This is a genomic window from Arthrobacter sp. 05T45, from assembly GCF_056395875.1.
In genome coordinates, this window is the sequence record NZ_JBFTKI010000002.1 from 1 (window position 1) to 15,745 (window position 15,745).

Below are 15,745 nucleotides of genomic sequence, written 5' to 3' on the forward strand. Positions count from 1 at the left end.
AAGCGGCATTAGCGTGAGACATTGAGGACCTCCTGGTCGCTGCAGCGGTTGTCTAAGCAACTCCACTGTGCAACCGGAGGTCCTCACCTTTAGGTCAACGACTCCAGCGAGTCATTACATTCACCGAACCAACGTCCCTGGGCAGTACAGCTAGCCGCGCCCTTCCCTTCGGCGCCGGATGGCGCTTCGAATGACCGCTGGGATTGAACCGATCAAGGTGGCGAGCAGGAGGCCGAGCGCGATCAGTCCGGGAACCCGGCCAGAAGCTTCTCCGGCCGGAAGGTTGAGGTGCGCCGTCGGGTAGTCGATCATCTTAGCTGCCGATACAGCGGTTGTACGGTCGGTGTGCTGCGCCAGATACGTGATGGCGCCGTCGAACCCGAGCACCCCGCCGGCGCCAGCAAAAGCATCCACGGGAATGTCGCGGGACGCGGCCCAGCCGCGCAATTGCGGATCAATGCCCTCGTCCCCAGCCGCGCCAGGGGCAATGACGTTGTCCACCGGAGGTGCCTCGTGTTCCGGGACGGTCAGGAGAATCATCCCGTGTTTGGTGGTGACCGTTTCCGTGGCGGCAACCGCCACCGTCCGGGCAGCGAATGACATGTTGTAGACCTCGAATGCGCTGGCGACGTCGATTTCACCCACCCCGTTGAAGAGGCCGACGGCGATCGTCGGCCGGAACCAGGGGAGGAGGGCGTTGAGCCCGACGGGAATATCCGAGGCGGCGAAGGACTGGTCAGGTATCTGGGCTGCCGCCGCCACGTGCCAACCAGGGTAATTCATCAGCCGGCCGACTCGCTCGGCTTCGGCCGTGCCGGCCAGGTCCTCCAAGACTTTCAGGGCGCCGGGGATGCCGGAGGACACACCGGCCGTGGTGGTGATCCTGCCGTCCTGAACGAATCGCAGGCCTCCCATCCATTGGACCGGGGGGCGGCTCCGCTTGAGCGCACCCAGGCGGGACCAGTGGCTCGTAGCCTTACGCCCGTCCAGCAAACCGGCTTCGGCCAGGACCATTGATCCGCTGCACACGCCAAGGATGCGGGCGCCGCGCCCCGCTTGTTCCGCGATCCAGTCCCGCATGGGTGCTTCTTTTGCGCTCCCCGGGGCGCCGACGGCCGGGACCACCACCAGGTCAGGCTGCCGCGCCCTGCCCGAACGGATGTCCTCGAACGTGTACGTGGGCACAATCGCCGGACCCCCGTCGACGGCGGCAGGGACGGCCCGCGCTGCGATTGTGTAGACCGAAAAATCCGGGGAACTGGCAAACACTTCGTAGGGGGCCAGAACGTCACTTCCCACGGTGCCTGACGATCCCAGGACAACGGCGACAACTATCGCGCCGGAAGAGGAGGGCCGGTTCGTGGGCAGGTTGGTCAGTTCTTGAGCGGCGGGGCGGATGTGACTTTGCGCGTCCGCCACCACCGCGCCCGCGAAAGCCATCGCGGTCACAGCTAAGAGGGACAGGCCAACCGAGAGAGCGGCGTGAATGAGTCGTCCAGAGAGGGGAGCCATGAGTGAGTCTCGATTCCGTGTGAAGTTGCGGGGCTTGTGCCGTCCATGTCCCCAGCGTTGTTCTTTCACGCTACGGATCGCCCAATCCACACACATCGGCCCCGAGGACACTCCTGAACAGGGACAAGTGGTACCTGGGTACTACCCGGGCGCTCCATCGGATGCTTCCTGTACGCCGCAGGTTGCACGTCCCACTCCGCGGTGACCGACAAGAATCTGGCATCACCTGTAGGGCGCGCCTTTGATCCACGGCCTGTGCGCAGCTGGAAACAGGGGTACTGTGAGCCGCATGGAGATGCGCCTCGAGGTAGTGCAAGTACCGGTCAGTGATGTGGACCAGGCCAAGTCGTTCTATACGGACCGGCTCGGGTTCGTTCTGGACCACGACGTCGAATACATCCCGGGAATGAGGGTCGTGCAACTCACGCCACCGGGCTCCGCCGCCTCTATCGTCGTCGGTACCGGAATGACCAGCATGCCGCCGGGCAGCCTGGAGGGCCTGCAATTGGTGGTCCCCGATATGGCGTCCACGCGGGCTGAGCTGCTTCGGCGGGGAGCCGAAATCAGCGAAGTCCAGGACATGGGTGGAATCGCCTTCGCCTACTTCAGCGACCCGGATGGCAACCGCTGGGTGCTGCAGGAAGCCACGCGGCCGGACGTGAGGGAAGCCGGCTCCTAGGGCTGGACGATCGAGGGCAGCGCGCCCCGCCAGGGCAGGTTTTCCGAAGCACGCGTCGCGTTATTCATGTTTAGCCCCTAAAATCTAAATAGTAGGGTGACTATTTAGACTTCCGGAGGATCCATGACCCGCTGGCCCGCGCACGGCAGCAAGATGATGCCCTGGAAGTCGTCCGGGCGGCCGCCGCGCGAAGACCGGGAATTCACCGAGGTGGTGGTCTCGCTGCCACCCTTGATCGCCGGGAGCTGGTTCGATCCGGGGCGTGAGACCATCGTCGCCCTGGAAGAGGCCGCCGTCGCCATCGCGTCCCTGGACGTCACCGCCGGCACGCGGATGGCCGCCATTAGCGGGTTCCTGCTCCGCAGCGAGGCGGTCTCCTCCTCCAAAATCGAGCACGTCAACGCCAACCGCGACGACTACGCCCGGGCCATGATCGGGCTCAAGGCCAGTGACGACGCCCGCTCCATGGTGGCGGCCGCCGACGCCGTACAAGGAATGATCGACGACGCCGGGCGAACCGGCGAGATCCGGCTGGAGGCAATGCTGGCCGCCCATCGCACGCTCATGAAGGACGACCCGATGGACGGCCCACACGCCGGCCGGTTCAGGGAGGTTCAGAACTGGATCGGTGGCAGTGACCATTCACCACGCGGCGCCATCCACGTCCCGCCCCCGCCAGAGCTCGTGCCGGACCTGATGGAAGACCTGATGGTCTTCTGCAACCGCCGCGACGTGCCGATCATGGCGCAGGCGGCAATCGCGCACGCCCACTTCGAGTCCATCCACCCGTTCACGGACGGCAACGGCCGGATCGGGCGGGCACTCATCGGTGCGATTTCCCGGCGTCGTGGGCTCACCAGGAACACCGTTACCCCTATCGCGTCGGCGATGGTCGCCGACGTCGACACCTACTTCAGCCTGGTCAATAACTACCGCTCCGGTGATGCCGATCCGTTCGTGCTCTACCTGGCCCGTTCCGCTGTCCGTGCCTCGGATGCTGCCCGCGAATCCGTCGCCGCCCTCGATGCGCTGCCGGCGATGTGGCTGGAGCTGGCCAGGCCACGCAGAGGATCCGCGGACGAGAAGATCATTCCGTGGCTGCTGGAGCGGCCCGTGTTCGAGGCCCACAGCGCAGCCCACATTGCCGGCGTCGCCGAAAGCTCCGTGTACGCCGCACTGCAGCGGCTCTCCGCCGCCGGGGTCATTACCCCCGTCACCCAGTCCAAGCGCAGCCGTGCCTGGGCGGCGACCGAAGTCCTCGACGAGGTGGACCGGCTGAACAACCGGCTGGCCGACGTCGGGAAGGCTGGCTGACGCCGGGAAGACGGGCTGACCGGACGGGACGGGGCCGGCGGCCGGCACGCGGGGCCGGCGTAGGGTCTTGATCCTCACGCGGGGTGAGGATCTACGGTTGTTCCCATGACAGAGACGAGCGGTGCCGCAGATCAATGGAGCATCGGCGAGCTTGCCAAAGCGTGTGGCGTAACGGTCAGGGCGCTCCATCACTACGACGAGATTGGGTTGCTGCCGGCAGGCCGGCGGACGGCTTCCGGCCACCGCCGCTACACCGAGGACGACGTCCGGCGGCTCTACCGGATCCGGTCGCTGCAGATGCTCGGCCTTCCGCTGGCCGAAATCGGCGCCGCACTGGGAACCCCTGCCGAGGACATGGGCTCGCTGCGCACGCTCCTGGAAAGGCAGTTGCTGCACCTGCGCCTGCACGCCGAGCAGGTCCGGGCGGTGCAGGACCGGATACGCGACCTGCTTTCACGCATCGACGGGGCCGCCATGCCGGCGCCGGAACAGTTCATGGCAACTTTGGAGATGATCACTATGCTCGAAGACTACTTCACCCCAGAACAGCGCCAGGAACTGGCCGGCCGCAGGGCCGAACTTGGCAGCGACAGCATCGAGGCCGCCAAAGTCCGGTGGGCCGCATTGGTCGAGGAGGGTCTCAGGCACGTCGAAAACGGGACGCCGGCATCCGATCCGTCCATCCGGGAATGGGCCACGGCATGGGACGAGATCGGATCCATGTTCCACGCAGGCGAAGAGACCAAAGCCGCTGCCCGTTCCATGTGGCAGGACAATAGGACTGCCCTCAGTGCCGGTCTGCCCTGGACCCCTGAGCAACTGGCCGGACTCATGGCCTACCTGCAAGAGTCCAGGACGCAGCCCTGATGGCCCGTGCTCTCTGTCGGAGCTTTTCAGCGGTGCTTTTTGATGGTGGCGGATGCAGAATGGAAGGAAGCCGGGCTGATTTCTCAGCCCCCTCCAGCGTCGAGGACGGCACATCATGACGAGCAACAAGACACGGACTGCACTTGTGTTGGCGACGGTACTGATCGGGTTGAGCGGCTGTGCCGGAGGCGGCGGAACGCAGGCGTCGGCGCCCGCCACGACCGCCGGGACCTCGCCCAGCATGTCGATGGAACCGTCTGCCCCGGCCGGCTCCACCGCTTCGGGGCCGGGAAGCGGGGCGGCAAACGCCGCCGCCGCCGCAATCACGATCAGCAACTTCGCCTACGAGATACCGGGTGCGGTGGCTCCCGGCGCGGAGGTGAAGGTGATCAACATGGACACCGCAGAGCACACGGTAACCGCAGACCAGAATGCGACCCTCTTTGATGTCGAGGTCAAGGAAAACGGCGGGACGGCCACATTCAAGGCACCTTCCGAACCGGGGACCTACGCCTTTCACTGCAACTACCACCCCAACATGCACGGCTCATTGACGGTCAAATGAGCGCGACGCCGCCGGCCGGCGCGCGTCCTTGACGATCTCGAACGAGAAAGGTGCCGTGGCGTGGCTTTCGGGACCCCCGCACCGTCGCTTGACCCATCCGCCGTCGATGGCCTCGGCTCAGCGCTCCGGGGCCGGCTGTTCCGGCCCGGAGACGCCGGCTACGACGAAGCCCGGAAGGTCTTCAATGCGATGATTGACCGCCGTCCGGACGTCATTGTCCGCCCTGCCGACGCCGAGGATATTCGCCGTGCCGTGACCTTAGCCCGGGAAAATGATCTCCCTGTCTCCATCAAGGGCGGCGGCCACAACGTGGCAGGGAACGCCGTCGGCGCCCATGGGCTCATGCTGGATTGCTCCGGCATGAAGAACGTTCAGGTCGACGCCGAACGGCGCGTCGCCGTGGCCGGAGCGGGTGCGCTCCTGGCCGACCTTGACGTCGCCACCCAGGCGCACGGCCTAGCCACGCCGCTCGGAGTCGTGTCGGTTACCGGCATCGCCGGTTTGACCCTCGGAGGTGGCATCGGCTGGCTCAACGGCAAACACGGGCTCGCTTGCGACAACGTGCTGGCCGCCGACATCGTGACTTCGGATGGCAGGCTGCTGACGGCGAGCCCCGACCAACACACCGACCTCTATTGGGCCATCCGCGGAGGCGGCGGCAACTTCGGTGTTGTCACGTCTTTCACCTATCGTTTGCATCCGGTCGGACAGGTTCTTGCCGGAGCGCTCTCATTCCCGGCCGAACGGACAAGGGAGGTCCTGGGCTTTTATCCCGGATTCGCCGCTTCGTGCCCCGACGAACTCTCGATGTCGGCCAGTCTGGGGTGTGACACCTCAGGACGCCCTGTCTTCGGCGTCGGCGTCTGCTGGAGCGGCGGGCATGATGAGGCGGAGCTGGCGCTCCGGCCCCTGCGCGACCTCGGCCCGGATGTGGACGCGGTGGTGCCCGCCAACTATGGCGTTTGGCAAAGCGCCCACGACGGCGGCTTTCCGTCGGGCCGGCACCACTATTGGAAATCGAGCTTTTTGACTGACCTCACCGCCGACGCCATCGATGTCCTGCTCCAGTTTGCGGCCGAGATGCCTTCAACGGCGAGCGGCATCGGAATGCAACAACTGCACGGTGTGGCCGCTCGGGTTCCCCCTGCGGCCACGGCATTTCCCCATCGCCGGTCCCAGAGCGAACTCCTCATCCTGGCCCAGTGGTCCAATCCGGCAGAAACGGAGCGACACGTCGGCTGGGCCCGCGCCTTCTTCGAAGCGATGCAGCCCTTTGCTGCTAGCGGGGTGTACGTCAACGATCTTGGCCAGGAAGGGGAGGAGCGGGTGAGGGCAGCCTACGGCGCCAACTACGACCGGCTGGCCGCCGTCAAAGCCGCATACGACCCCATCAACCTCTTCCGGTCAAATCAGAACGTGCGTCCGACCGCATAGGAAATGATGATGATCCGACGTGTGCTCCCGGCACTGCCTGCCACGATCAGGCGTAGCTGGCTGTAACCCTCCTGGCTTCGCCGTCGAGTTGGATTCGACCGCCGTAGGGGAGGATCCACTGCGGTCGGGTGTGTCCGAAGGGGACACCGATGCACACGACGGCGTCCGGGTTGTATCGTGCGATTTCGGTGCTGACCACATCGCGCTGTGCGGTGCGGAGCCGAGCCCGTTCGGCGGCAGGCGGAACCTGCCCGTGGCTGCTGACTGGAGGCCTGGCGACCATCACGCCGTCGACCGCCCCCAGGACACCACGCTCGCCGAGCGCTCGAACCCATCGCTTGACCCAATCGGCGGGAACCAGCAGTTCGCTGGATTCGAGGATCAGGATTGTGCCCCGGAGCGCGTCGACGGAGGGCAGCCTGTCGGCGATGGCGAGCTGGTCGAGGACTTCGATGCAGCCACCCCAGGTGTATCCGGAGACCGTGCGTTCGGGACCTGTCCACGTCCAGGGTTCGGTGGGTTCGCGGTCGCCGTATTCGACGAGTGCCCGCGGCTCGAGCCAATCCGGCCCGAAGTCCTCTGACTCCCCGGGATCGGTGATCTCGAGCTCGCCTCCAGTGAGCAGCGCGGCCCGCAGGGAAGCGAGGTGGACGTCGTCAGCACCCGGTCCGGCGCCGAGGTGGACCTGGGTCGAACCGCCATAATATCCGCGTATCCCGAGTGACCACAGCCAGTTCAGCAGGTTGGTGTTGTCGCTGTATCCGACGAAGATCTTTGGATTCGCCCGGACGGCCGCCTCGTCGAGATGAGGTACGACCGTGATCTGGTCGTCGCCGCCGATCGTGGCGAGTATCGCGTGGATGCTGGGATCGGCGAACGCCGCATTGATGTCCGCCGCCCGTTCCTCGGGACTGGATCCGAGCTTGCGCGTCGTCGGGAATTCCACAGGAATCAAACCCGTAGCCGATGTAAGCCGCCGCATTGCCTGCTCATGCACGGCCGGGGCGAACCCGGGGGCGGCGAACGACGGGGAGAGAACCGCGACTCGATCGCCCGCATTGAGTTTCGGGGCGGACAGCTTCAGTTGCGAATGATCCATGCACTCATCGAACCAGACGGGACGTGGTTCGAGGCAACTCGACGACCCGACGTGTCGGTGCAGGATCCTTAACGTGCTGCGGAGAGGAGCAGACCAAATAGCGGTGCCGATGACACGCCCGATAACTCCGTGATTCAGAAATGGTGTGGGTCAAAGCCGTATCTGGCGCGCACCCATTTTCGGTATTTGGTGCAGCCAGTGCTGTAGGCTCCGATTCGAACCTTGGGGGACTGATGCTGAACTACTTTCGCGAAACGCAAGAGGCACGATTTGCAACCCGTGCACGCCGGATCTATGGCTACGTCTCCGTCGGCTTCGTTGTTGCTGTCGGGGTCTTGGTGATTGCCGGACTGGCGCCGGTTTGGACTTCCTGGACGATCCTCGGCGTTTCTTGCGTTCTGGACGCTTTCCTGGCCCGAAAGTGGATCAGAGAAGACGCACTCAGGGCTTATCGAAGCGACCGGGCCGGCTGACGCCGCCCCGGCGGTGGGCAACGGGCAATGCATTCACGGCGGCCGCAACGGCCACGGCCGACACTAAACGGGGGAAGCTATGGACAAACGTCCGTTAAGCCACAAGGGAAAGCCGTCAGTATGGTCCGTCGTCCAGCTGGCCGTCAGCCTCTGCGCGTTGGTGGCAACCAGTGTCGCGGCCATCCTGTGGAATCCGATCGACGCAGACTTCATCAATCGCGCCGACAATGCAGGGTGGGACGAATCCATGCTTCTCCCGCACCAAATGGAACTCTCGCTCGTCCTCAACGCGTCAGTTTTGGCAACGTTTGTCGTCGTCGTGACCGCGATCATTGGCGTGCTGGCCTCACGCCGGCGGACCAACGCCACGCAGCCCGGAAATCCGTCCGCTATCGCCTGATCCTTGCCACTTGGGGCTCCAGCCTGCGGCGTGCTGGTCAGCGGCAGTCCAGAATTCACCACGTAGTTTCGAGTCGACGGAGGCCGGCGCCTGACTGATTCCAGATGGCTGGAATACTGGGGAAATGACTCTCGCTGAACTGGAACTGCCTGGCGGCCCATTCACCATCAGGAAAGCTGAATCATGTGATGTGGCTTCGATTGTTGGGCTTCTGGCTGCCGACCAGCTCCGAGCCTCTGTCGACTCGATTGCAGTCGAGCACCGGCGTCCCTACGATCTTGCTTTCCAGGCAATTGATGCGGACCCCGCGCAGCTTCTTCTCGTCGTTGTCTCAACCGAAAATGAAGTGGTTGCGACCATGCAACTGACATTCATTCCCGGCCTCGCCAGAGGCGGAGCTACACGACTGCAGATCGAGGCAGTGCGGGTCCGGTCTAGCCTTCGGAGCAACGGCCTTGGAGGGGCGATGATTACGTGGGCGATCGCTGAAGGGCGCCGGCGTGGCGCAAGGCTGGTTCAACTTACGTCAGACGAGTCCAGGGTCGCAGCACACCGGTTCTATGAGCGTCTTGGCTTCGAAGCGTCGCACGTGGGCTTCAAACTGCCCCTCTGAGATTGCGTCTCGACGGTATGCGGCGCAGTTTTGGCGTGGGTAGTGGCCTAGGGGAGGGCTCTCGAACGGCCTCACTCGTCCCGCTTCACGCCTCCGCACATGGGGGCGCCCCGATGCTATTGGGGGATGCATCGGGGCGCCACCCACAACCATAGGCGGAGGCCTGTTCAAGTTCAAACATGACGGCGGCGGCCGCCGCCGTCACGTTTGGATCGCCATGGTGGACAGTCCAGGCCAGGGGTCCGTGCCGGCGCCCCCCAAAAAATGCGCGCCGACACAGCCGCTCTCCGAGCGGAGTCCCCAATGGATCCGAGACAAGAATAAATGACCACTCACCCTAAAACAAGGCGGTCATCCGGTTTATGGGAGTTGGACTCGCTGAAAGTCCCGCGGATGGCAAGCAAGGCGCCACCTGCCCGGGGCTGCAGTACTCGGTGGCCGTGTGAGCCCGTCACGGTGCCGGTGGGGTGGGATTCCACGGCGGGTTGGGGCTTCCAGCGGAAACCAGTCCGGATAGAGCATGGGGGTCACCGTTGAAATCGTCATGCATGATCCCCGGCAGCACGATCTCCCACATCTCTTCGATCCGTTGCATGACGTCCGCTCGGTCGGTAAGTACTCCGGAGACCATCTGAACCCCGGTGAACGAAGCAACAAGGTATCGGGCAAATGTCCCGGCGTCGACGGAGGGCCGGACCTGCAATTCTGCCTTGGCCCGTTCGGTAAGCTGCTCCATGACGGCGATCCAGTCCTCGTAGGGGCCGCGCACGGGCGGACCAAAAGCCGTCGCTTCAAACGTCAATCGGATGCCGGCCCTGACAACTGGCTCGTGCACGAGCTGAAGACCGAAAGCGCGGCACAGCAGGATCATTGCCGTCAGGCCTGGCCAATCCCCGGCAAGGATGCTCTCGCTTTCGGCCACGACGATCCGATGCTGCTCCTCGATGACCGCCCTGGCGAGATCTTCCTTGGACTGAAAGTGGAAATAGAGGGCGCCCTTGGTCACCCCGGCTGTCTCAGAGACCTGGGTCAGGCTGGCACTGCCGTAGCCGTGCTCCTCAAAGACCGCAGCGGCACCGACGACAATGGCACCGCGGGTGGCCTTCGCGCGATCCTGAATGACCATCTGTGAACCTCAACTTCAACTCTGGGATGTGGAAGCAGGATCTTTACCCACCCGCTGCGCGAGTTGATCGGGAGTTCCGCTGGCCTTCTCTGAAGCACCCTGGCGCGCATTTCCGGGATCCACCGGCCGCCAACTGAAAGGTAGGGGACGAAAGACTGGTCCGATCCTAGCAAAACGGTCAACCGTCTTGGTGCGCCAGCCGAGGCCCCAGCTGCCGAGGGTGTACTGGGACCGAGGTTCCACGATTTCTCCTTGACAGGTATTTAGTCCTCACTATAGGAGTTGCAGAACGTATCACTTTTAGGAAGAGGAGATGATGGGCCGCATCGACCATTGGATGAATGTCTCCGCCGAGCTGCGGGTCGAGCAAGTTCCGGGGGACAACCACGCCACCCGCGATGTAAACGAGGCCAGCTCGTGTTGAGGCAGGTCGCGGAGGGTGTCCTGATCCACGAGAGCGAGTTCTGCGAGAGTAACGCCGTCGTCATACAGGGCCGGGCTGGCGTGCTGCTCATCGACGCCGGGGTGCACGGCTACGAAATGGACTGCCTCGCGAAGGATCTGTCCGATTCGGGCCAGACCGTTGTGGCAGGCTTCTCGACGCATCCTCATTGGGACCACCTGCTTTGGCACGCCGGGCTCGGCGCGGCTCCCCGTTACGGCACCGCGCGCTGCGCGGCTACCGCCCGGGATCGGCTGTCGGGCGGAGTGGACGCGGTCGCGAAGGCGGCCGGCATCCCCGAACAGGTACCGCTGGACCTCCTCGGCCTTCTTACCGGCCTGCCCGTCGGGACGGTGCAGATTCCTTGGGATGGGCCCCAAGTCCGCATTCTCGAGCATCGAGCACATGCCCCGGGCCACGCGGCGCTGTTGATTGAGGAACGTGGGGTTCTCGTCGCCGGCGACATGCTTTCTGATGTTTTGATCCCGATGCTCGACTTGAACGACACCGAAGACCCGATCGAGGACTACCTCGCCGCGCTGCGGCTGCTCGGGGGCGTGGCGGGCGACGTCGATGTCCTTGTCCCCGGACACGGGTCCGTCGGCGGAGCTGAACAGGTACACGCACGGATCGACCAGGATCGGGCGTACGTGCACGCCTTGCGTGACGCCCATGAGCCCAGCGACCCGCGGGTCGGCCCATCGGCCGCTCCCGGGTGGGACTGGGTGAGCGGCGTTCACGCACGGCAACTCCAGCGCCTCGCCCAAAGGAAGTCGGGAAAGCTCGACACATGACCTGAGCGTTGACCGCGGTCGGCGGTTCGTTTTTCCCCTGTGGCGTTGTCTGGCATTTTCCGTTCGGGGACGCCGTTAGTTCAACCCCGACCGGGCCGGCCTTATAGGTGTCTCAGGTATCTTTCGGGGGAGTCCATGAATGATCGCCAGTTGGAAACCAGATCGAGGTCCGACCATTCCTGCTGCCGAAGTCCCCACGGGCCGACTTCGAGAATCTGCGCGCCTGGAAGCGCTGCAAGAACTGGGGAGTGCGTGGACATGATGACTTGCGAGGAGCCTTCGGCGAGGAGATCTTTCAAGACCGCAAGGAGGCTGAGGCATCCCGCGAAGGACAGCGCTGATTCCGGTTCATCGAGCACCCACAATCCGTGTCCCCGGAAACGATCCACGGCCAGCTCCAGGAACGATTCACCGTGTGACATGTCGTGGAACGAGATGTCCGGACCCGCGGTGCTCGGGTTCTTCTCGAGGTAGGTGAAGAAGCCGTGCATGGTTTCCGCGCGCAGGAAGTAGCCGCGTCTTGTGGCGCCGGCGGTGCGGACAAGCTGCAGGTGATCGGCAAGTATGGACTCCGTGGATCGGGTGCTGTGGCGGGCGCCTGTAGATCCGCCTTCTGGAGACAAGCCATAAGCCAGTGCAATGGCTTCCACGAGAGTGGATTTTCCCGACCCATTTTCGCCTACGAAGATTGTGGCCGGGGTCAGGTCGAGCCCTTGGTCCAGAACCTGTGCGACAGGGGGCAGGTTGCCTGGCCACCGACGCCGGTCGAGGACGTGGGCCGGGTCTTCGGCCAACCGTCTGATCGGAAAACTATGCGGGGGCATGCCCCATTCTTACAGGCACCTCTCGCGGTCCTGCCCCACCGGGCAGGGTCACTGGGGAGTTCGCAGCGGCTCATTACGAAAGGTCCTGGAACATACCAGTCATTTCGAACTGAAACTCCGGGACTACCGAAATAGAGCGAAGACACGCACGGGTTCCGGAGCGAAGTTCGACCCCTCCGTAAAACCCATGGCTTCGTAGAAGGCGCGTTGCCCCGGTTCATTGTCAGTGATGAGTACTGTTTGCCGGACATGCGCGTATCGTGCCGTGACGTGCTCGACCAGAGCCCGGCCTACGCCCGTGCCTTGGAAAGGCGGCCGTACAAGGATGTCCTGCAGATAGCAGATGGTCGCATCGTCGGACACAACCCTCGCGAGGCCAACAAGCTCACCATCCGCAGTCCGGGCCGTCACGACAAACGAGGAACTTCGGATCGCTCTGGCGAGCAGTTCCGGATCCCGGGTATAGGCGGCCCACCCCACAGATTCGTACAACGAGAGAACCTCGGCATCGGAAAACTCGTTGGATGTGAGGATGCTGAACGCCGGCATCCGACCAGTGTTGCATGGCCTTGCCATTTGTTCATGGACACCGTGCGCAACTCCGATTACGGCGCCGACGAGAACGATCCGAAGGTCGCCCAGATCGAGCGCGTGGACCCGCTCGGCGGGTCCGGAGCATCCACATTCTGATTAGCTGGAACCCTCGGCGCTGAGAGGCACCCGGTGGCAGACTTTCTGCCATGGAGCCCATGGATTGTCTGGTCATTTACGTCCCCACCGACGCTGCGCCCGCGGTCCGGCAGGCCATTGGCGACGCCGGGGCGGGCAGGCTCGGCAATTACTCCCACTGCTCGTTCAGCCTCGACGGCACCGGGCGTTTTACCCCGTTACCCGGCGCGACCCCGTTCGTCGGCGTCGTCGGTTCCTCCGAGGAGGTGCCGGAAACCCGGATCGAGGCAATCTTCCCCCGCTCCCGGCGTAACGCCGTCGTCAATGCCGCGTTGTCCGTTCATCCGTACGAGACGCCGGCGTTCATGACCTACCCGGTAGATGCCAGCCGGCCGGACTGAGCAACACCGGGGGTGCAGCGCGGCGGAAACTGTGAGGTCACCCGCGCCGGGTGGCACGCACGACGACGTCGTGCAGCGGCAACGCACGGTCACCGGGTCCGGGGAGTGTCCGCGTGATCTCCTCGGCACTCGTGATGCTCCATACGGCAGCGTCGAGACCCCCGGTGATGTCCGCGAGGGTGACAGTCGCTTCCGGGGGAGGGCGGTGCCCGTGCCCCGGGGAGGCGGGAGCGTGCAGGTGCCCGACGATCAACAGCGTGCCGCCGGGGGCTACCCAATCCGAGATGCGTTCGTAGAAGGCAAGCTGCGGCATCGCCGGATGAGCGTAGTGGGTGGTCACAAGGTCGAACCGATCTCCCGGTTCCCATGACGTCAGGTCCGCCTCGACCCAGGTCACCTTGCCGGACATAGGCTGCCCTTCGGCACGCTCGGCCGCTTGGGCGAGGGCAGCGCCGGAGATGTCGGCGCCGGTGACCTGCCAGCCGTGCGCGGCGAGCCAGGTCGCCTCTGCCCCTGTCCCGCACCCGGCATCCAGCGCCGTTCCCGGTGCGATTCCGCTGGTTTCGCGGATGAGATGCGGGTTCGGGGCAGCCCCTCCCGAATCTGCCTGGGCGGGATCGTGGGCATGCTCCCAGTGCTGTTGCCAGTAGTCCTTGTCGAAGCTGTGCGTCATCGCGTCACCGTCGCGTCCGCCCGCTGCTTCCCCTGGCGATGTCTTTGCCGTCCCGGCCATGTGGAACCCCTTGCGATCTGATGTGCCTTCAGATTCCATGCTCCCGGGCCGGCAGGTGGATGTGCAAGCGGTATTGCCGAATGGCAAAATAGCCTCATGAATGACGATCTCGACCACACACTCAGCGCCGTCGGGCCGCGCCTCAAGCGCCTGCGACTCCGCCGGGACGTCACCCTCGCAGACCTCGCCGAGCAGACAGGCATCTCCGCCAGCACACTCTCCAGACTCGAAGCAGGCCTGCGGCGGCCCACTCTCGAGCAGCTGCTCCCGCTGGCCCGCGTGCACGGGGTAACCCTCGACGAACTCGTCGATGCGCCGCCGACCGGCGACCCCCGGCTCAATCTGCGTCCCGTCGCCGGTCCGGACGGGTCGACGATCTTGCCTCTCACGCGCCGCCCGGGCGGCATTCAGGCCTACAAGTTCATCCTCCCCAAGGGCAGGGATGGGCAGGAGCCTCAGCTGCGTACCCACGAAGGCTACGACTGGGCCTATGTCCTCAATGGCACCTTGCGCCTGGTCCTCGGTGAACATGACCTGATCCTGAGGCCCGGCGAAGCCGTGGAGTTCGACACCCGAACCCCGCACTGGTTCGGCGCAACCAGCGCCGGTCCGGTCGAATTCCTCAGCCTTATCGGCAAACAAGGTCAGCGCACCCATGTCCGGGCGGCACCCAAGCGCGATAGCTAGGCGCATCCTCTGATGTGCTCTCCTTAGGACCCTGCCGGCGCCATTCGGAGGGCCAGCATCCCGCCTTCGAGGAGTTCAAGTTCGACGATCCGCAATGTGTGCCGGGTTCCGTCCTCCGGCAGCATTTTCTTGCCACGCCCGAGCACGATGGGGGAGACCAGCAGGACGTACTCGTCCACGAGGTTCTCCTCCATGAGCGTCTTGGTCAGCGTCGGGCTTCCCCACACGAGCACGTTCTCCCGCTCGCGAAGCTCGCGGACCTGGCCGGGTATGTCGTCGGCGATAATCGTGCTGTTGTTCCAGCCGGCGTGGTCCAGTGTGGTCGACACGACATACTTCGGCATCGCGTTGAAAGTGTCGGCGGTGAAGTCGCCCGACCGCGACGGCCAGGAGGCGGCGAAGCCGTCATAGGTGACCCGGCCGAGCAGCATCGAATCCGCCCCGGCCAGAACTTGTTCGTTGTAGGCCACGGTGGCGTCGCTGAAGAACGGGCCCGACCAGAGCTGGGGCTCCTCGGCGACGTTGTCCAGAGTGGAAAAAGCCGTCACTGTCAGCTTGCCCATGAAGATCTCCTTCAGGTTGCGGCGCCTGGCTGTTATCCGCGGTTTCGGAGCCGGAGTGTTCGGGCCTCGTGGATGGCGGCCAGGGCAACTGCGCTGGCGGCGAGCCTGAGGGCGTGGACCCTGTACCACCGCTTCAGCAGGGGGTTGCGGCGCGTCTCACTGAGCGGTTGCGGGCTGAAGAACAGGTCGGGGTTGATGGACCGGAGCAGATAGGCGGTCGCGGCCGCACCCGTCGTCGAGCTGGCCGCAGCGACTAGCAGCCATGGCCTGCTGTCGGCATGATTCCAGCCTGCCACGAGGGCACCGATTGCCGCCGGCGCATTGATCGGTGCAATCGGTGCGTAATAACGGCCCGGGCTTCCCGCCCCAAAGGGCGAGCGGGGCAGTTCACGGCTTGCTTCCGCCGCCGCGACGCGGTGCGGGATTTTGACGAGGACCTCATAGAGATTGCCGAAAAACCAATGCGCGTGACTGAACTCCGCCACGCCCAAGATCCGATCAGCGAATAAATCCCGGCGGCCCGAGGAAGCCTGTCCCATGCCCACAATCT

Annotated in this window: 19 protein-coding genes; 11 read left to right on the forward strand and 8 right to left on the reverse strand. The window is 64.5% G+C overall.

Going from position 1 to position 15,745, the window contains the following annotated elements; all coding sequences use genetic code 11:
• Positions 1-150: 150 nt before the first annotated feature.
• Positions 151-1,512 (reverse strand): DJ-1/PfpI family protein, encoded by a 1,362-nt coding sequence (locus tag AC1DGD_RS02575; protein WP_476855788.1) that lies wholly within the window; start codon positions 1,510-1,512, stop codon positions 151-153.
• A 289-nt stretch (positions 1,513-1,801) separates the two neighbouring features.
• Here AC1DGD_RS02575 and AC1DGD_RS02580 point away from each other — a divergent pair, with 289 nt between their 5' ends.
• The 5 genes from AC1DGD_RS02580 to AC1DGD_RS02600 all read left to right on the forward strand — a co-directional run bounded on the left by AC1DGD_RS02580 (position 1,802) and on the right by AC1DGD_RS02600 (position 6,371).
• Entirely contained in the window at positions 1,802-2,191 is a 390-nt protein-coding gene (locus AC1DGD_RS02580) for a VOC family protein (RefSeq protein ID WP_476855789.1), read from the forward strand.
• A gap of 123 nt (positions 2,192-2,314) precedes the next feature.
• Positions 2,315-3,505, forward strand: coding sequence for a Fic family protein (locus AC1DGD_RS02585; protein ID WP_476855790.1), 1,191 nt, complete (start codon positions 2,315-2,317; stop codon positions 3,503-3,505).
• Positions 3,506-3,610: 105 nt separating this feature from the next.
• The gene (locus AC1DGD_RS02590) at positions 3,611-4,372 is read left to right on the forward strand and encodes a MerR family transcriptional regulator (protein ID WP_476855791.1); all 762 of its coding nucleotides are present in this window, start codon (positions 3,611-3,613) and stop codon (positions 4,370-4,372) included.
• Between the two features lie 115 nt (positions 4,373-4,487).
• Complete coding sequence (locus tag AC1DGD_RS02595) at positions 4,488-4,937, forward strand: cupredoxin domain-containing protein (RefSeq protein ID WP_230009278.1); 450 nt, start codon at positions 4,488-4,490, stop codon at positions 4,935-4,937.
• Positions 4,938-4,997: 60 nt separating this feature from the next.
• Positions 4,998-6,371 carry an FAD-binding oxidoreductase gene (locus tag AC1DGD_RS02600; RefSeq protein ID WP_476855792.1) on the forward strand — a complete coding sequence of 458 codons (1,374 nt, stop codon included), beginning with the start codon at positions 4,998-5,000 and terminating at the stop codon, positions 6,369-6,371.
• A 46-nt stretch (positions 6,372-6,417) separates the two neighbouring features.
• Here AC1DGD_RS02600 and AC1DGD_RS02605 read toward each other — a convergent pair whose 3' ends face one another.
• On the reverse strand, positions 6,418-7,470 hold the full coding sequence (locus AC1DGD_RS02605; protein ID WP_476855793.1) for a S66 family peptidase: 1,053 nt from the start codon (positions 7,468-7,470) through the stop codon (positions 6,418-6,420).
• Between the two features lie 140 nt (positions 7,471-7,610).
• Between AC1DGD_RS02605 and AC1DGD_RS02610 the strand changes: the two genes are divergently transcribed.
• The 3 genes from AC1DGD_RS02610 (at position 7,611) to AC1DGD_RS02620 (ending at position 8,956) form a co-directional block, all read left to right on the forward strand.
• The gene (locus AC1DGD_RS02610) at positions 7,611-7,943 is read left to right on the forward strand and encodes a hypothetical protein (RefSeq protein WP_476855794.1); all 333 of its coding nucleotides are present in this window, start codon (positions 7,611-7,613) and stop codon (positions 7,941-7,943) included.
• Positions 7,944-8,103: 160 nt separating this feature from the next.
• Complete coding sequence (locus AC1DGD_RS02615; RefSeq protein ID WP_476855795.1) at positions 8,104-8,343, forward strand: hypothetical protein; 240 nt, start codon at positions 8,104-8,106, stop codon at positions 8,341-8,343.
• Positions 8,344-8,467: 124 nt separating this feature from the next.
• Positions 8,468-8,956: a GNAT family N-acetyltransferase gene (locus AC1DGD_RS02620; RefSeq protein ID WP_476855796.1), complete on the forward strand. Its 489-nt coding sequence runs from the start codon at positions 8,468-8,470 to the stop codon at positions 8,954-8,956.
• Positions 8,957-9,407: 451 nt separating this feature from the next.
• On the opposite strand, the gene AC1DGD_RS02625 is transcribed toward AC1DGD_RS02620, so the two are convergent.
• A complete protein-coding gene (locus tag AC1DGD_RS02625) occupies positions 9,408-10,082 on the reverse strand; it encodes a ScbR family autoregulator-binding transcription factor (protein ID WP_476855797.1) in 675 nt (224 codons plus the stop codon).
• Positions 10,083-10,499: 417 nt separating this feature from the next.
• Between AC1DGD_RS02625 and AC1DGD_RS02630 the strand changes: the two genes are divergently transcribed.
• A complete protein-coding gene (locus AC1DGD_RS02630) occupies positions 10,500-11,318 on the forward strand; it encodes an MBL fold metallo-hydrolase (RefSeq protein ID WP_476855798.1) in 819 nt (272 codons plus the stop codon).
• 101 nt (positions 11,319-11,419) lie between these two features.
• Here AC1DGD_RS02630 and AC1DGD_RS02635 read toward each other — a convergent pair whose 3' ends face one another.
• Both AC1DGD_RS02635 and AC1DGD_RS02640 read right to left on the reverse strand, forming a co-directional pair.
• Complete coding sequence (locus AC1DGD_RS02635) at positions 11,420-12,142, reverse strand: AAA family ATPase (RefSeq protein ID WP_476855799.1); 723 nt, start codon at positions 12,140-12,142, stop codon at positions 11,420-11,422.
• Positions 12,143-12,265: 123 nt separating this feature from the next.
• A complete protein-coding gene (locus tag AC1DGD_RS02640) occupies positions 12,266-12,691 on the reverse strand; it encodes a GNAT family N-acetyltransferase (protein ID WP_476855800.1) in 426 nt (141 codons plus the stop codon).
• 191 nt (positions 12,692-12,882) lie between these two features.
• Between AC1DGD_RS02640 and AC1DGD_RS02645 the strand changes: the two genes are divergently transcribed.
• On the forward strand, positions 12,883-13,212 hold the full coding sequence (locus AC1DGD_RS02645) for a YqfO family protein (protein ID WP_439954074.1): 330 nt from the start codon (positions 12,883-12,885) through the stop codon (positions 13,210-13,212).
• 37 nt (positions 13,213-13,249) lie between these two features.
• On the opposite strand, the gene AC1DGD_RS02650 is transcribed toward AC1DGD_RS02645, so the two are convergent.
• The gene (locus AC1DGD_RS02650) at positions 13,250-13,945 is read right to left on the reverse strand and encodes a class I SAM-dependent methyltransferase (RefSeq protein WP_476855801.1); all 696 of its coding nucleotides are present in this window, start codon (positions 13,943-13,945) and stop codon (positions 13,250-13,252) included.
• A gap of 96 nt (positions 13,946-14,041) precedes the next feature.
• On the opposite strand from AC1DGD_RS02650, the gene AC1DGD_RS02655 reads away from it, so the two are divergent.
• Entirely contained in the window at positions 14,042-14,632 is a 591-nt protein-coding gene (locus tag AC1DGD_RS02655; RefSeq protein WP_459384676.1) for a helix-turn-helix domain-containing protein, read from the forward strand.
• A gap of 23 nt (positions 14,633-14,655) precedes the next feature.
• Here AC1DGD_RS02655 and AC1DGD_RS02660 read toward each other — a convergent pair whose 3' ends face one another.
• Both AC1DGD_RS02660 and AC1DGD_RS02665 read right to left on the reverse strand, forming a co-directional pair.
• Positions 14,656-15,195 (reverse strand): dihydrofolate reductase family protein, encoded by a 540-nt coding sequence (locus AC1DGD_RS02660; protein ID WP_476855802.1) that lies wholly within the window; start codon positions 15,193-15,195, stop codon positions 14,656-14,658.
• 32 nt (positions 15,196-15,227) lie between these two features.
• Positions 15,228-15,680: a hypothetical protein gene (locus AC1DGD_RS02665; RefSeq protein ID WP_476849232.1), complete on the reverse strand. Its 453-nt coding sequence runs from the start codon at positions 15,678-15,680 to the stop codon at positions 15,228-15,230.
• Positions 15,681-15,745 lie beyond the last annotated feature (65 nt).

Excerpts from the sequence above, each read along its gene's own strand:
- AC1DGD_RS02575 (WP_476855788.1), bottom strand. The coding sequence starts at position 1,512 with ATGGCTCCCCTCTCTGGACGACTCATTCACGCCGCTCTCTCGGTTGGC.
- AC1DGD_RS02625 (WP_476855797.1), bottom strand. The coding sequence starts at position 10,082 with ATGGTCATTCAGGATCGCGCGAAGGCCACCCGCGGTGCCATTGTCGTC.
- AC1DGD_RS02650 (WP_476855801.1), bottom strand. The coding sequence starts at position 13,945 with ATGGCCGGGACGGCAAAGACATCGCCAGGGGAAGCAGCGGGCGGACGC.
- AC1DGD_RS02610 (WP_476855794.1), top strand. The coding sequence starts at position 7,611 with ATGGTGTGGGTCAAAGCCGTATCTGGCGCGCACCCATTTTCGGTATTT.
- AC1DGD_RS02660 (WP_476855802.1), bottom strand. The coding sequence starts at position 15,195 with ATGGGCAAGCTGACAGTGACGGCTTTTTCCACTCTGGACAACGTCGCC.
- AC1DGD_RS02580 (WP_476855789.1), top strand. The coding sequence starts at position 1,802 with ATGGAGATGCGCCTCGAGGTAGTGCAAGTACCGGTCAGTGATGTGGAC.
- AC1DGD_RS02635 (WP_476855799.1), bottom strand. The coding sequence starts at position 12,142 with ATGCCCCCGCATAGTTTTCCGATCAGACGGTTGGCCGAAGACCCGGCC.
- AC1DGD_RS02655 (WP_459384676.1), top strand. The coding sequence starts at position 14,042 with ATGAATGACGATCTCGACCACACACTCAGCGCCGTCGGGCCGCGCCTC.
- AC1DGD_RS02620 (WP_476855796.1), top strand. The coding sequence starts at position 8,468 with ATGACTCTCGCTGAACTGGAACTGCCTGGCGGCCCATTCACCATCAGG.
- AC1DGD_RS02645 (WP_439954074.1), top strand. The coding sequence starts at position 12,883 with ATGGAGCCCATGGATTGTCTGGTCATTTACGTCCCCACCGACGCTGCG.
- AC1DGD_RS02605 (WP_476855793.1), bottom strand. The coding sequence starts at position 7,470 with ATGGATCATTCGCAACTGAAGCTGTCCGCCCCGAAACTCAATGCGGGC.
- AC1DGD_RS02640 (WP_476855800.1), bottom strand. The coding sequence starts at position 12,691 with ATGCCGGCGTTCAGCATCCTCACATCCAACGAGTTTTCCGATGCCGAG.
- AC1DGD_RS02590 (WP_476855791.1), top strand. The coding sequence starts at position 3,611 with ATGACAGAGACGAGCGGTGCCGCAGATCAATGGAGCATCGGCGAGCTT.
- AC1DGD_RS02585 (WP_476855790.1), top strand. The coding sequence starts at position 2,315 with ATGACCCGCTGGCCCGCGCACGGCAGCAAGATGATGCCCTGGAAGTCG.
- AC1DGD_RS02595 (WP_230009278.1), top strand. The coding sequence starts at position 4,488 with ATGACGAGCAACAAGACACGGACTGCACTTGTGTTGGCGACGGTACTG.